Genomic DNA, 14,802 nt, shown 5'->3' with positions numbered 1-14,802 from the left:
CGGGCACCCCCGGAGCCGGGGGAAGAAAGATTACACCAAAACTTGTTTCAGGGTCGAGAGGAAGAGGTCGACCTCCTCGGGCTTGCCGACACTCACGCGGCAGTAGTCCTTACCGTGCACATCGAAGGAGCGCACCCCTACCCCCTTGTCGAACATCCCCTCCAGAAAGGCCTCGCCGGGCATAGCGATGGGGAAGAGGATAAAACTGGTCACGGAAGGGATGTAGGAAAGCCCCATGGCCTCCAGACCGGCGTAGGTTTGCTCACGGAAGTCATCGTTGCGCTTGACACTCATCTTCTGGAACTCGGTATCGCGCATACTGGCCATGGCCCCCTCGACGGAAGTCTTGCACAGGCCCATGTTACCGCGGCTGATTTGGTAGACCTTTTCCAGGGTTTCCGGCAGCGCCACGGCGTACCCGACCCGCAGGCCGGCCATGCCGTGCACCTTCGAAAAGGTGCGGGCTACGACGACGTTCTTGCCCTCCTTGATGAGGGGCACCATCGTCTTTGATTTGTAGTCGGGCAGGTATTCCAGGTAGGCCTCGTCTACGAATACGGGTACGGTATCGGCCACGTCACGGCAGAATTGCCGCAGCTCGTCGTTGTCGGTGAGCGTACCGGTGGGGTTATTGGGGTTACAGACGTAGACCAGTTTGGTCTCGTCATTGATGGCCGCCTTCATGGCCGGCAGGTCGTGGGCCCAGTCGTCGGTGAGCTTGACCTTATTCCACTCACCGCCCATGCCCATGGTCACCTTGATCAGCGACATGTAGGCGGGGTCGGCGGCCACCACATTGCCCCCGTCCTTGAAGTGGACGATGGCCATCTTCTCGAGTACGTCGGAGGAGCCGGGGCTGACCATGATGTGATCCTCCGGTACGCCCTCGTACTCAGCGATCATCGTGAGCAGCTCGGCGGCGGCCTCGTGCTGGTAGCGATTGCCCGTGGGGGCGGAAGCGGCAATGGCTTCAATGGCCCTGGGCGAGGGGCCGTAAGGGTTCTCGTTAGCGAGCATCCGCGCCTGTAGTTCGGGCCGGCCAGCGAGTCGGCGCTCCCATTCCAACTGCGGTAGGTATTCGGCAAAGCCGGTGTGTGGGGGGGGAGAAGTAGGCCGCGCCCCGAGTCGGAGGGCGGGTAGGGTGGCCAGGCCGGCACCCGTCAGGGCGGCACGGCGTAGCCACTGGCGACGGCTGGTATTGGGTAAAGTCATGGTGTAGGAATTATAAATTGGTGATGATGCGAAAAGCTTTCCCATTATAGGTCCCCGCCCACTCCAGGCTGCTGACGGCCTGGAGATCGGCGGCGGGAAGAGAAAGGGTGGTCTTACCGGCGGCATCGGTGACGACGGTGGCCAATAAGTCCTGCGTCTGGCTGAAGACGCGCAGTTCGAGATTGGGTACGGGGGTAGCGATGATGCCTACGTTGACGTCAAGGATACCGTCTTTGTCAAGTGCGGTGAAGGTGCCAGCGAAGGCCACCACGTCGGCGGGGCTATCGGTCAGGCGCACGATGTCGGCTTTGACCGGGGAGGCTTCCACGGTGAAGGCAAGCTCGTCGTCGAGGCAGGAGGCGAGTAGCAGGCAGGGGAGTAGCAGGTAAAGGTAGTTCATGGTCGTGAATTAGGGCGGTAGGCTTATTCGGCCCACCAGAGGGGGGTGAGTTTGTTGTCCGGACCGCCGTTCATGGCTACAGCGGCGGCGACGCTACCGGAATTGAGGCTGTATTCAGATTCGGGGTAGCGCAGGCGGGTGGGCACCTTGCCGCCGTTTTCCATCACGGCGCGGGGGTCGGCGGCGGGTAATACGGGGTAACCCGTGCGGCGGTATTCGGTCCATGCCTCGATGCCCTGACTGAAGAGCGCCTTCCACTTTTCGGTGATGATTTGCCGTTTAGTGACGCCGTTCTTGACCAGGTAGCTAGCCGGCATATCGAGGCCATACTGACTGAAGCTGGCCCGGACCCCGGCTTCCAGATAGGCCGCGGCATCCAGTCCGCCGGTGTAGTCACCGTCCAGGGCTGCCTCGGCCAGGATGAAATTGATCTCGGCCAGGGTCACTAATGGGATGGGAGTAGTCTCTCCCAGAAAGTAGTCTCCGGGGCGGCTGGCGGTGGTGAAATAAGCTACTGCATCTCCCTCGGGTAGTCCGTTGGGAGCACCGGCGTATTTACCCACGCGGTCACCGGCCTGGGCCACCTTCGCGTAGACCGTGAGGCGTTCGTCCGTTGCATTGCCCTGGGCGTCGGTCATGGCGTCAATCAGGGTGGTACTGATCGACCAGTCCTCGCGGCTGCTGAAGACCATCACCTCGTGCCAGGTATTGTTGTTGTTGTCGCTCTGACGGGAGGTGGGCGTAAAGAACAGCGCGTTGTCCAGGCTAGTCACGATGGGATACCGAGCGGGGTCACCCATGATCTCGGCGAATACGGCACGGCTTTCCGCGGGCGCTTTGGCGGCCTGCCGGTTGGCCAATCGCAGCCGCAGGCTATTAGCAAAGCGCTGCCACTGTACGATATCGCTACCGAACAGGATGTCCTTATCGATCGCGGGGCCGGCGGGGTCCAGCTGCTCGGCAGCCGTCTTGAGGTTGGCGAGTAGGCCGGCGTACACCTCGGGCTGCGGCGTGTAGGTCGGGGCCAGGTTACCGTCGGTCGACCCCGTGAGGGCCTGCGTATAAGGGATGGCCCCCCAGGTATCGGTGAGGATAGAGTACACGTACTCGCGCATGATCAGCGCGGCGGCGGCATAGTTGGGGTTGTAGTACCGGCTTTCGGGATCGCCCGTGCGCTCGATCACCGACTGTAGGTTCACCAGGCTCTCGGTATAGAAGCCGTCCCAGGTACCGTTGCGCAGGGTGGCGGCGGGGTTGTAGGTATCGCCCTCGTTGACGTACTGGTTGCGGGCGAAGTACTGCATCCAGAGCATCCCCCCGTCGAGGTTCAGTCGTTCGTTGCGGGTGCGGTGCCCGTGGATCCGGTCGACGGCCTCCCGCACGGCAAAGGGGAATATGGTAGCGGGTGGTACGAGTTCCGGCTCGTTGGGGTTGGCGTTGAGCTCCTCAAATCCGTCGGCGCAGGAGGTGGTGAGGAAGAGGAGGCACAGCAGGGGGGGTAGGAGGTATAGTGCTTTCATGTGGTTCTTTTTGCGGGGACGCGGGTGCGGAGGCTTAGAGCGTCAGATTGAGATTGAGGCCAAAGCTGCGGGTGCTGGGAATGCTGGTGTAGTTCAGCGCGCCCTGCAGGTTACCGCCGTAGCTGTTGAACTCCGGGTCGACCTGGTTGTGGTTGCTGTAGAGCATGGCCAGGTTGCGGCCGATGATGCCGATACTGGCCGCGCGCAGGAAGGGCACCTTATCGACTAGGGTGCGGGGTAGAGAAAAGGAGATACCCGCCTCGCGTAGCTTGACGTAGCTGGCGTCGAAAATGGCCCCCTCGTTGGCGTAGCGTACGCTGAGCGCGCCGACTACATCGCGGGTGGGGCCGACTACGTCATTGACGACGTAGTTGGGGGCCTCTTCGGTACCGACATTACGGGCGCCGAGACCGATGACACCCTCCTCGCGGCCCACGGCGGTCATCGCGTAAACGCCGGTCTGCATCCCCAGGGAGGAGCTCTCTTCGGCAATGTTGCCACCGATGCGGGCATCGATGAGGAAGTTGGCGCTGAAGGCTCCGAGGCGGAAGTTGTTGCGGATGCCGCCGATCCAGTCGGGCGAGACGTTGCCAAGCACCTTTAGGTCGGGATCCTTGAGGGGGATGCCGTCCTGGAAGATGATCTGTCCGGCCAGGGGCCCGTCGGGTACCCGCGCAAAACCGCTACCGAATAGGGTACCAAAGGGCTGCCCCACCCGGGCCTCGAGGCTGAGTCCGCGCCGAGTGGTGAGCTGGATGGTCTCTAGTTCGTTGCCGCTCTCGTCGGTGTAGAGCTTCAGTACGGTGTTGTTATTTTTGGCGTAGTTGACGGCTACGTCCCAGCCGAACTTAGGCAGGTCGACCACCGCACCGGTGAGTACCACCTCGACGCCGCGGTTGCGCACCTTACCGGCGTTGATGAGCTTACTCTCGTAACCGGTGGCGCGGCTGACGGCAATGTTGATGATCTGGTCCTCGGTGGTCTGCTCGTAGGCGGTCACGTCCAGGCCGATGCGTCCGTTGAGGAAGCGCAGGTCCAGGCCGGCCTCCTTGCCGGTGGTGCGCTCGGGGCGCAGGTCGGAGCTGGCGATGACGGGCTGCTCGCTAAAGAGCGGGGTGGTGGCGTTCCAGGGCACTTCGGAGCGGTAGGTCTGGCGCAGTCGGTAGGGATCGGTATCGGAGCCCACCTGGGCCCAGCCGGCGCGCACCTTGGCGTAGCTCAGAATGGGGCTGCTGATCTTGAGGGCATCGGTAAGGACGCCGCTCAGGCTGACCGAGGGGTAGAAGTAGCTGTTGTTGGCCGCCGGCAGGGTGCTTGACCAGTCGTTACGGGCAGTGATGTCGAGGTAGAGGAAGCTCTTGTAGCCGAAGCTGGCCGCGCCGAAGAAGCTATTCACTTCTTTTTCCTCGATGCGGCTCAGGTTGGTATTCTGGCTGGCGTTATTGCTTACGTTGTAGAGCCCATTGATGGTGGCATCATTGACGCCGATGTAGTTGCGCTTAAAGTAGTTGGTGCGGTGATTGCCGCCGAACTGGGCATTGACGCTGAGGTTCTCGCCGAAGTAATTGTTGTAGGTGAGGATAAAATCCAGGTTGGTTTCCTGGCGGCGTAGCACGTCCTCCTCGAAAGACTGCGTACGCTCCGTGCCGCTCTTAATACGCTCATTGCGGGTCACGGCGCGGCGGGTGTCGGTCCAGAGGTCGGTACCGCCCCGTAGCATGAGGCTCAGGGAGGGAAGGAAGTCGTAGGTGAAGGCCACGTTGCCCAGCAGGCGGTCCTTTTCGTTGGCATTGGTGAGGTAGCGCTGCTCGTAGAAGCGATTACTGGCAAAGCTGTGCTGCCAGTTGGCGTAGGGGTACACGTCGCCCTCGCGCACGATGTGTACGTCCATGTACTGCTCGTAGTTACGTAGTCGGCCCCAGTCGTCGTGGCGGTGGTGCCAGGTACCGAGTTCCCATAGGGCGGGCTGTTGGCGATTATCGGAGCCGGATTTGATGTACTCGCTGCTGACGCGTACGCTTAGTTTGGGGGCTAGCTTCTGGTCGAGGTTGAGGCGGAAGTTGTCGCGCCGGTAGTCGTTGTTGTACATCAGCCCTTTGGTATCGACGTGGCCGAAGCTGAAGCGGAAATTACCGTTGCCGTAGTTATTGGAAATACTCAGGGTGTTGTTGCTCGTCTTACCGGTATCCCAGAAGTTGCTCCAGCTATCGGGGGCGGGCACCAGGGGGGCTACTTCGGTACCGGTCCACCACTGGCGTACCAGGCGGCCGTCCATGGGGGCCCCCCAGCTTTCGTCGACGCCGGCCGTGCCGACCAGCGGGGCGTCCGGGTACACGGCGCGGAATTGCTCCATGGCCTGGGGGTCGGTGATGCCGCCGTTGCGACCATCCGCGTACCAGGTCACCCCGCCGGTACCGCCGCCGTAGATGTTCTGGAACTGGGGGGTAACGAAGGGGTTCTCGATGGAGTAGCTGCCGGCGTAGTTGATGGTCAGGCCGTCGGCACCGCGGCCACTCTTGGTGGTGACGAGGATGACGCCGTTGGCCGCCCGGCTACCGTAGAGGGCCGCGGCGTTGGGCCCCTTTAGGACGGTGAGGGACTCAATGTTATCGGGGCTGATCTCGGAAATACCACCACCGTAGACGTTGTTGTCGACCGCCCCGTCAATGGGCGCGGCAAAATCGCCCTCCATCGGCACGCCGTCGATGACGTACAGCGGCTGGTTGTTACCGAGCACCGAGGAGTTGCCGCGGATGGTGACCTGGGAACCGCCTCCGGGTACGTTGGCGGCGGTCACCTGCAGGCCGGCTACCTTGCCGGAAAGCCCATTGACGACATTGGTACTCCGGGTCTGCTGGAGCGCCTCCCCCTGTAGGTCCTGTACGGCGTAGCCGAGGGACTTCTTTTCACGCTTTACGCCAAGTGCCGTCACTACGACCTCATCGAGATCGAGGGGCGATTCCTGAAGCGTAATGGCAAACTGCGTTTCAGTGCCTACCTGTAGGGTAAGACTCTGGTAGCCGGTGTAGGTGACCAGCAACTCGTCGACTCCATTGGGTAGGGTGAGTTGGAAGGTGCCGTCGAAGTCGGTAACGGTACCGATGGTGGTGCCCTGCGCCATGACGGTGGCACCGATCAGGGGGCCGACTGCATCGGCCACGGTGCCGGAGATGCTGCGGCCCTCCTGCGCCAGGAGGCTGAGGGAACACAACAGGGAAGTACTTAAAGCGAGTAGACATGTTTTCATATGGTAGTGAGTTTTACCCCGGGGGGTCTGGTAAAACGGTGTACCAAAGTTCACTCGCGGTGCGGGGCGCATTCAAATCACAAAGCAGGCGATTCTGTGGTGGCTTAACTTTTCCTTTGTCAATCCTTTTAGAGGAACCCGGCAGACGGGGTCACCCCGTCTGCACTGAATCTGGCCGACCGGTAGCAATTTTTGCGCATATATTTACTGGAGTCCCGCATATCGTTAATTCCGTGAGGCTCCCATTCTGCTATGGCTTACGCTAAAAAAGAGCTGCTTTTAGAGCTTATTGCTAGTCTGGACAGCTCGGAAAAGCGCTTCTTCACCCGGCAGGTGAATCTGCTGGGGTCGGGTGAGACCGATAAATTTTACCGCCTCTTCCGTCACCTGAGCGGTGGAGGCAGCCTTGATGACCCCGCACTGACCGAGCTACTGGACCTCACCGGACCCGGCCAGTTGACGAATCTGCAACGGCACCTGTACGGACGTATTCTCGATGCCCTCCGTCTACAGCACCGCCACCGCGACCCCAGCGTACAGGTGCGCGAGCAGATCGACCACGCTAACCTGCTCTACGACCGGGGACTGTACCTGCACGCCCTCAAGATCCTAGCCCGTGCCAAGGAACTTGCCTACACCTACCACCTCGACCTGCACCACCTGCTCATCATCGACTTTGAGAAGACGATCGAGAGCCGGCACATCACCCGGGCCAGTTCCAAACGCATGACCTCCCTGACTACGGAGAGCCGGCGGCGGCAGGAGGTCATGGATAGTACCGTACGCCAGAGCAACCTACAGCTAGTCCTACAGCGCCACTTCATCCAGCACGGCCACGTGGGCAGTGCTGCGGAGGCCAGACGGTTTTACCAGTTGTACCACCACTACTTCAGCGATCCGGTACCGCCGCGGGCTACCTACATGGAACGCATCCTGGGCCACCAGTGCCGCTTTTGGTACCACTATAATCAGTTGCAACTCACCGAAGCCGCGCACCATAGCGCGCAGTGGACCGCCATCATCGAGGCACGTACCGAGCTACGGGAGCGGGAGATCAACTACTACATCAAGGGAATGGACCGCCGCCTGCTGATTGCGTTTTTTTGCGCCGATGCCGGAGCACACCGGGAGGTGCACACCACCCTTAGCCGCTATATCGAGGCCTTCCGGAGTACGCAGCAACAGCGCAACTCGCAGCTGATGGCCGGCGTGGTGCTGCTGCGTGCCGAGATCAATCAGCTGCTCCTCGACCCACCCCGCACCTGCGGCCCCGCCCAGTTAGCCGCCCTAGCCGAACGGATCGAGACCGCCGGGGGAGTGGACCGCCACAAGCAACTCGTACTATACTACAAACTAGCCGCCGTGTGCGTGCTGCAGCGGGGCTACCAACCAGCACTGGATTATCTGCAGCCGATCCTGAATGAGGGGAAGCCCCTGCGGCACGACCTGGTCGTGTACGCCCGACTGCTGCAACTGTGGTGCCACCTGCAGTTGGGCCACCGGGACTTCGTGGGCTACGGACTGAATAATCTGGCGCGCTACCTGGGGCGGATCGCCTACCCGAGTAGCTATCCGGGGCTGGTGCTGCAACTACTGCGGGGGCTACTGCGGGGAGAGGGGGAGACGGCCTGGGCCCAGCTAGAACGCCACCTGGAACCCCTACGGACCGGTGTGTTTCAGCTACGGGAGCTGCGGTACCTGGATATTGCGCGCTGTAAGTGAGTCGGCCGGGCTATATTGCCCCGCTTTTTAGGCGCTTGCTTCACCCACTAAAGGTAGATCATGGAATTAGGTCAATTGGGGACGATCGATACCCTCATTTTCGCGGTATACATCGTGTCGGTTATTGGTTTCGGCGTATGGATCGCCAACCGCGAGAAGACCGATACGGCCAGCGACTACTTCCTGGCTAGCCGCAGCCTGCCCTGGTGGGCGGTGGGCGGCTCGCTGATCGCCTCCAACATTTCGGCCGAGCAGATCATCGGGATGAATGGCTCGGGCTTCGAGCTGGGGATGGCCATCGCCACCTACGAGCTGATGGCGGCCATCACGCTGATCCTGGTGGCAAAGTTCTTCCTGCCGGTCTTTCTAAAGAAGGAGATCTACACCATGCCCCAGTTCCTGGAGGAGCGCTATAACGGCACGGTGCGCACGATCATGAGTGTGTTCTGGATCGCGCTCTTCGTGTTCGTCAACATCGCTACGGTGCTCTACCTCGGGGCCCTGGCCATCGAGACCCTGCTGGGGGTAGACTTGATGTACGGTATCATCGGGCTGGTCCTGTACTCGGCCTCCTTCTCCATCTTCGGCGGACTCAAGGCGGTGGTATGGACCGACGTGGTGCAGGTGGTGGTGCTGATGGTGGGCGGCACGGTGGCCGCCTACGGCATCCTGGAGGTGGTGGGAGATGGTAGCGTCTTTGCGGGCATCGAGAACCTCTACAATACCCTACCCGACCACTTCGAGATGCTCTTCGAGCCGCGGGATACCTACCTGGACGTAGCCAACGCCCACGAGCTTTCGACTGGCTCTACGCCGGACGGCGATCCTACGCAACTGAAGCCCGGCGATGAGATGAAGTCTTCCTTCCAGCTGCTACCCGGCATGGCCCTCCTCTTCGGGGGTATGTGGATCGTGAACAGCTACTACTGGGGCAACAACCAGTACATCATCCAGCGGGCGCTGGCGGCCAAGGACCTACCGGAGGCGCAGCGCGGCGTGGCCTTTGCGGCCTTCATGAAGCTCTTCATCCCCTTCTTCGCCGTACTACCCGGCATTGCCGCCTGGTACCTGCTGCGCGACCAGGACCCGGCAAACCTGCCGATCACGAAGGCCGATCAGGCCTTCCCCTGGGTACTGGCCAACTACGTCGGGGTGGGCTTCAAGGGGCTGACCTTCGCGGCGCTGGTGGCGGCTATCGGCTCCTCGATCAGCTCGATGGTCAACTCGACCTCGACGATCTTCACGATGGATATTTACAACAAGTTCATCAACCCCACGGCTTCGCAGGGCGCGCAGGTGCGGGTGGGCCAGATCTCGGCGGCCGTGGCGCTGCTGGTCGGTGCGGCCGTGGCACCGGCGCTGGCCAATGCCGGCCAAGTGTTCCAGGTTATCCAGGAGTATACGGGCTTCATCAGCCCGGGGGTACTTACCGTTTTCGTCTTCGGTTTCTTCTACCGGCGGGGTACGGCACCGGCGGCCCTGGTGGTGGTGCTTTCCTCCGTGCCCCTCTCCTGGGCCTTCCAGCAACTCATGCCCGATCTGCCCTTCCTGGACCGCATGGCCTTCATCTTTCTCATCTCGGCGGCACTGATGGTGATCGTAAGTGCGCTGACGGGTAAGCGTGAGAAGCAGCGGGTAGCCGAGCAGACGCTTCGGGATGGCTACGGCGAGCAGGAAAAGCGGGACCTAGCCGGCAAGCTCATCAAGGATGTGAAGCTGCGCAACGGGCTCAGTATCGCCGTGATTGGTATTGGACTGGCTACGGGTATCCGCCTCCTGCTACAGCCCGTGCCCGGGGTGCCGGTGAGCATGGGCATCATCTTCGTGGTGCTGTCGCTGGTCGTGATCGGGCTGCTGTATACCGATAAGTCGGCCGATGATTATAAGGCGATTGACCTGGACCCGGCGATGTTTAGAACGCGGATGGGCTTTAACATCGCTGCGGTGATGATTATTCTGATCCTGACTTTTGTGTATACTTTCCTGGCTTAGCTGTAGCGACGGCTTTAGCCGTCACGCTGCCTACCAAACTGAGCAGCATGACGGCTGAAGCCGTCGCTACTGAAAATTCGCGTCCAGGACGGGGCCGGAGCCGACGGAGGTGACTGCCAGGGCGGTGAGGATGCAGAGGGTGAACAGCGCGATGGCTAGCCCCCAGGTGACCTTTTCGATGACGTCGGTGGATTTGGAGGCACCGAGCATCTGGTTGGCCTGCCCGCCGCCGAAGGTGGAGTCGATGCCGCCACCCTTAGGGTTCTGGATGAGCACGACGAGCATAAGCAGCAGGCAGACGACGCCGGTCAGGATGGTGAGCAGGTTGACCATGTTAGAATTTTTCCTTCAGTTCTTGGATGCGGGCGGCAAAGATCGCCTTTTTCTCCGGATAAAGCAACTGCAACCGCTCGTACATCCGTAGGGCGTACCCGTACTGCTCCTGACGTACCAATAGATCAGCGAGGGTTTCGCTGACGGCGGGCTCCGCCGCGGACCGCTGCTGTCCCGGCCCGTCGGCGCCAGGAGTAGATTGCTGCCGTAACCGTTCGAGGCGCGACCGTAGGGGTGGGGGTTGCCCGTAGCGACGCACGATGGGTAGGAAGTGAGCAAGTGCCTGCGGGCCGGGGGGCTCGTGCTCCCCGCTGTCCCGGACACCTTCACGCAGTGGCGGGGGGGGGGGACGCAGCGGCAGCGACTCGCTGAAGGCAGCAGCGGTGTCTACCCACTTAACTAAACTGGCTGGCTGCCGTGGGGCAGGTGCTCGCGGTGGAACTGGGGCCGGTGGGGCGGGAGCAGGCGGGGGGGGAGTGGCTACGGTGATTTCGTTGAGCCGGGAGGGGAGCTCCTCGGCAGCGGCCACCGGTAGGGGGGTTAGCTCCAATTCCTCCAGGGCAATCAGTTCCAGAGTGTCGCCGATCTCGTCAGCCTGCAGATCCAGCCGCTGTAGGAGGTTGTACAGGTGGGGCCGGTCGAAGGTAGCCGCGGCAAACTGACTCAGGTACTGTCCCAGTTTGGGGTGCTGCTCGCGCCGGGCCTTTAGCAACACCAGTAGATGTAGATTGGAAAAGTACGGATACTGCTCGGTGAGCCGTTCAAGCTCCGCGAAGGGGGTGCTGGCCAGCAGCTCTGGTTGCTCCAGGTAGCGAAGAAAATCGTGGGCGTCCATAGCATTGTATCCGAAATGCCGAAGGTCGCACATCCCTTTTATATCTGCAAATTCGGGCACAAACGCTGAAAGTTCGAAAAAACCCGTGCTTTGGCGAAACATTGCTCAGGATTTTCCGATTAAGTTTCTATCTTTGTAATCTATTCAAGCTTAAACACCTTTCCACCCTGAAGATCTTGTGTTGTTCATAGTGTTTGTTATGTAGCCTTTGACTTAACCGTTAAAGGCTTTTTTTATGCTTACGCTTATGGCAGCATATCATCCCCCCCCACCCCCCCGCCCCGGCGGTGCCGTCGATCCGCAGCAGTTGCGCCAGGCCGTAGCCATCCTCCATGCCCTCAACCATTCGCTGCGCCAGGGTATTATTCGCCTTCTTACTGACGACGGAGCCCGCCTCACCGTCACTGAAATCTTCACGGCACTGCGCATTGAGCAGTCCGTAGCCTCTCAGCACCTGGCTATCCTGCGCGCGGCCCGTCTGGTCGTGCCCGAGCGTGACGGCAAGTTCATCTACTACACCCTCGTGGCGGACCGCCTTACTCACCTTCTCGCGCTGGTGAGAGACCTCAGCCACCTCAGCGACGAAACGACCGGTTGAATACGGTTTCGTTTCCCCGCTCATCCACCACCGTCAATTCAAAAGAATGGCTACCGGAAGCGATTTGCCCCGGTTCGAACGTATGCGTCAAGCTCCCCGATTTGGCATCGTGCTCTAGTAGCACCCAGCGCCCGTCCACGGTGCCCCGGTAACTCAGTCCTCCCCCTACCGCATCGTCGATCGATACACTGAAGGTCGCCGCACGCCGCAGGTCCGTCCCGAATTGCTTGATGCTCACCTGCGGCGGCACGGTGTCAAGCAGCAGCGCATAGGTGCCAAAGCTACCGATCGCAGTGACCATCTGCCCGTCTTTCCACTGCCCCCCCACGCTGCGGTAGCCCCCATCCTTGTCACAGGTGCCGATGTAGGCACGGGCCCGCAACTGCGCTGCCAGCGCCCGGCGGGGAGCAAGTCGGAGCACCGCCCTGCCGTGCAGCGGAGTGGTCCCCTCGTGCAACTGGTGCACGTCACTCAACACCCCATCGGAGCCATCCGCCAGCCGCGTGTACTGAAAGCGCAACTCGTCGTACAGCGCATCCGCCCCAAGCTCCAGCCGCATCCCCGCCGTATCTATGATACTAGGCTCTCCGACAGGCAAGACGTATACATAAGGCACATCAGCCGGTGCCGCCGGTGCAGCGGACGTGGTGAGCAGCAGAACGAACTCGCGCTGACTCACGTTGCCCGCAAAGTCCCGCACGCTGATCGCTACGTTTCTGGGAACGTTGGTCTTCAGGGTCAGGATGCCGTTCTGTGCATCGGTACGTTCTTCACGGGCACGCCAGAACATGGCCGCCGGCGTACGGGCGTACAGCAGGTAATACCACGAGGAGCTACCCTTCCAGGCGGCGTAGTCCGTCAGTGCGTTTAGGTACTCGGTGTCTTCGTAGGCCACACGGTCGTAGGTGAAGGCAAAGACCTCCCGCCCGTCCACCCATAGCTCGGCCCCGTAGATGCCGTTCCAGTTGGGCATGGCATTCTGCCGGTCGTAGGCTTTGATCCCCAGTCCTACCCGGCTACTGCTGACGCGGATCGTATCGGGCAGGCTGCCGTCGAGCAGGTCGTACTCCAGTGCCTTCACCGATCGGTCCTTGCCGTCCAGTGCGTATACCCTGAGCTTACGGAGCTGGGGACTGCGTGTATCGGGAATTGTGAAGCCCAGCGACAGTGGATTGAGCGGCGCATCGGTCGCCGACTCTCGGATCTCGAAGTGTAGGTGTGGTCCGAAGCTGAAGCCCCGGTTGCCCACTCCACCAATCTGCTGCCCCCGCCGTACGGGAAAGGCCGTCGAATCGGGGCGAAAATCGATCTCGAAAGACTCCCGCGCGTACTGTAGCGCCCGAATGGTATCCAGGTATTCCGGAGCCAGCACTTCTAGGTGCCCATACACGCTCCGCTTCCCGTCGGGGTGGTCAATGTAGATCGCCTGTCCGTACCCGCCCCCACTGACCCGGATGCGGCTGACATACCCGTCATGTACCGCATACACCGGGGTGCCTACCGCGGCGCGGAAGTCGAGTCCCCCGTGGTAATGATCGCTACGCAGCTCCCCGAAGGTGCCGGTGATGAACAGGGGGCCGCGGAGGGGCGGGGTGTACTGGGCGGGTAGCGCACTTCCTAGCAGCAGCAGTAGAAAACCGAAAAGATGCCGCATCGCTATCCTAGCCAAACGCATTAATCCCGGTAATATCGTGGCCCGTGATCAGCAGGTGTACATCATGAGTGCCCTCGTAGGTCAGCACCGTTTCCAGGTTCATCAGGTGGCGCATGATGGGGTATTCGTTCGTGATGCCCATGCCGCCGTGGACCTGCCGGGCCTCGCGGGCGACCTCCAGGGCCATGTGTACGTTGTTGCGCTTGGCCATACTGATCTGGGCGGGGGTAGCCTCGCCGCGATTAGCGAGGGTACCGAGGCGCCAGGCTAGGAGCTGGGCCTTAGTTATCTCGGTGATCATCTCGGCCAGTTTTTTCTGCTGCAATTGAAAGCCCCCGATGGGTTTACCGAACTGCTCGCGCTCCAGGCTATAGCGTAGGGCGGAGTCGTAACAATCGAGGGCCGCGCCGATGGCCCCCCAGGCGATGCCGTAGCGGGCCTTGCTCAGGCAGCTCAGCGGGCCGCGCAGGCCGCGGATGTCCGGAAACACGTTCTCCTTCGGTACCCGCACGTTTTCAAACACAAGCTCGCCGGTAATACTGGCCCGCAGACTCCACTTGCCGTGGATCTCCGGAGCGCTAAAGCCCGGGCTATCGGCATCGACCACCATACCGCGCACCTTGCCCTCCTCGTCCTTGGCCCAGACGACGGCTAAATCTGCGATGGGGCTATTGGTGATCCACATCTTGGCCCCGTTGAGGATATAGGCGTCGCCATCCTCTACAATGGTGGTCAGCATACCCCCGGGATTGGACCCGGCGTCGGGCTCCGTCAGGCCGAAGCAGCCGATGAAGTCACCGCTACCTAGCTTAGGGAGGTACTTCTGTTTGGTCTCCTCGTTGGCGTACTTATAGATGGGGTACATGACCAGGCTACCCTGCACCGAGGCCATGGAGCGCAGGCCACTATCGCAGCGCTCGAGTTCCTGCATGATGACGCCGTAGGCGATCTCGTCCATGCCGCCACCACCGTACGCTACCGGCAGACTGGGTCCGAAGGCACCGACTTCGGCCAGGCCCTTAAAGAGGTGGGTGGGGCACTTACCGCGCATGGCTGCATCCTCGATGATCGGGCTCACCTCCGCCTTCACCCAGTCGCGTACAGCCTGGCGGGCCATGCGGTGGTAGTCCTCCAGCAGGTCATCGACCAGGTAGTAGTCATGAAACTGGTAGCGGTCGGCGCGCGCCTGCTGGTGAAAGTCCTCCTTGGTCGTAAAATCGTGGTGGGCGGTGGTGGTCGTAGACATGATGCGTAGGGGTTTAAGGGCCGACAGGTAAAAGTACGGCGGA

At 61.2% G+C, this 14,802-nt stretch carries 11 protein-coding genes; 3 read left to right on the top strand and 8 right to left on the bottom strand.

From position 1 onward, the window contains the following. Nucleotides 1–30: 30 nt before the first annotated feature. From ACOOHD_RS16205 to ACOOHD_RS16190, 4 genes are read right to left on the bottom strand one after another with little or no spacing between them, the layout of a single operon-like run. Nucleotides 31–1,212 (bottom strand): pyridoxal phosphate-dependent aminotransferase, encoded by a 1,182-nt coding sequence (locus tag ACOOHD_RS16205; protein ID WP_420458925.1) that lies wholly within the window; start codon nucleotides 1,210–1,212, stop codon nucleotides 31–33. Between the two features lie 10 nt (nucleotides 1,213–1,222). Further along, on the bottom strand, nucleotides 1,223–1,612 hold the full coding sequence (locus ACOOHD_RS16200) for a hypothetical protein (RefSeq protein WP_420458924.1): 390 nt from the start codon (nucleotides 1,610–1,612) through the stop codon (nucleotides 1,223–1,225). Between the two features lie 23 nt (nucleotides 1,613–1,635). After that, complete coding sequence (locus tag ACOOHD_RS16195) at nucleotides 1,636–3,132, bottom strand: SusD/RagB family nutrient-binding outer membrane lipoprotein (RefSeq protein WP_420458923.1); 1,497 nt, start codon at nucleotides 3,130–3,132, stop codon at nucleotides 1,636–1,638. Nucleotides 3,133–3,166: 34 nt separating this feature from the next. Next, nucleotides 3,167–6,379, bottom strand: a complete 3,213-nt coding sequence (locus tag ACOOHD_RS16190; RefSeq protein ID WP_420458922.1) for a SusC/RagA family TonB-linked outer membrane protein — start codon at nucleotides 6,377–6,379, stop codon at nucleotides 3,167–3,169. A gap of 252 nt (nucleotides 6,380–6,631) precedes the next feature. On the opposite strand from ACOOHD_RS16190, the gene ACOOHD_RS16185 reads away from it, so the two are divergent. After that, nucleotides 6,632–8,101, top strand: a complete 1,470-nt coding sequence (locus ACOOHD_RS16185) for a hypothetical protein (protein ID WP_420458921.1) — start codon at nucleotides 6,632–6,634, stop codon at nucleotides 8,099–8,101. 60 nt (nucleotides 8,102–8,161) lie between these two features. After that, the gene (locus ACOOHD_RS16180) at nucleotides 8,162–10,093 is read left to right on the top strand and encodes a sodium:solute symporter family transporter (RefSeq protein WP_420458920.1); all 1,932 of its coding nucleotides are present in this window, start codon (nucleotides 8,162–8,164) and stop codon (nucleotides 10,091–10,093) included. A 66-nt stretch (nucleotides 10,094–10,159) separates the two neighbouring features. On the opposite strand, the gene secG is transcribed toward ACOOHD_RS16180, so the two are convergent. Together secG and ACOOHD_RS16170 are read right to left on the bottom strand one after the other, a co-directional pair. Beyond that, nucleotides 10,160–10,426 (bottom strand): preprotein translocase subunit SecG, encoded by a 267-nt coding sequence (gene secG / locus ACOOHD_RS16175; protein WP_420458919.1) that lies wholly within the window; start codon nucleotides 10,424–10,426, stop codon nucleotides 10,160–10,162. Nucleotide 10,427: 1 nt separating this feature from the next. Beyond that, on the bottom strand, nucleotides 10,428–11,261 hold the full coding sequence (locus ACOOHD_RS16170; protein WP_420458918.1) for a hypothetical protein: 834 nt from the start codon (nucleotides 11,259–11,261) through the stop codon (nucleotides 10,428–10,430). A gap of 247 nt (nucleotides 11,262–11,508) precedes the next feature. Between ACOOHD_RS16170 and ACOOHD_RS16165 the strand changes: the two genes are divergently transcribed. After that, a complete protein-coding gene (locus ACOOHD_RS16165; RefSeq protein WP_420458917.1) occupies nucleotides 11,509–11,859 on the top strand; it encodes an ArsR/SmtB family transcription factor in 351 nt (116 codons plus the stop codon). Here the strand turns inward: ACOOHD_RS16165 and ACOOHD_RS16160 are convergent. Together ACOOHD_RS16160 and ACOOHD_RS16155 are read right to left on the bottom strand one after the other, a co-directional pair. Continuing rightward, complete coding sequence (locus ACOOHD_RS16160) at nucleotides 11,837–13,513, bottom strand: M23 family metallopeptidase (protein ID WP_420458916.1); 1,677 nt, start codon at nucleotides 13,511–13,513, stop codon at nucleotides 11,837–11,839. The two genes, ACOOHD_RS16165 and ACOOHD_RS16160, sit on opposite strands and share 23 nt — an antisense overlap. 7 nt (nucleotides 13,514–13,520) lie before the next feature. Next, nucleotides 13,521–14,759, bottom strand: a complete 1,239-nt coding sequence (locus ACOOHD_RS16155; protein ID WP_420458915.1) for an acyl-CoA dehydrogenase family protein — start codon at nucleotides 14,757–14,759, stop codon at nucleotides 13,521–13,523. Nucleotides 14,760–14,802 lie beyond the last annotated feature (43 nt).

Origin of the sequence: Neolewinella sp., from assembly GCF_965214665.1 — a bacterium.
Taxonomy (GTDB): Bacteria; Bacteroidota; Bacteroidia; order Chitinophagales; family Saprospiraceae; genus Neolewinella.
This window is presented reverse-complemented; position numbering and strand designations above follow the sequence as displayed.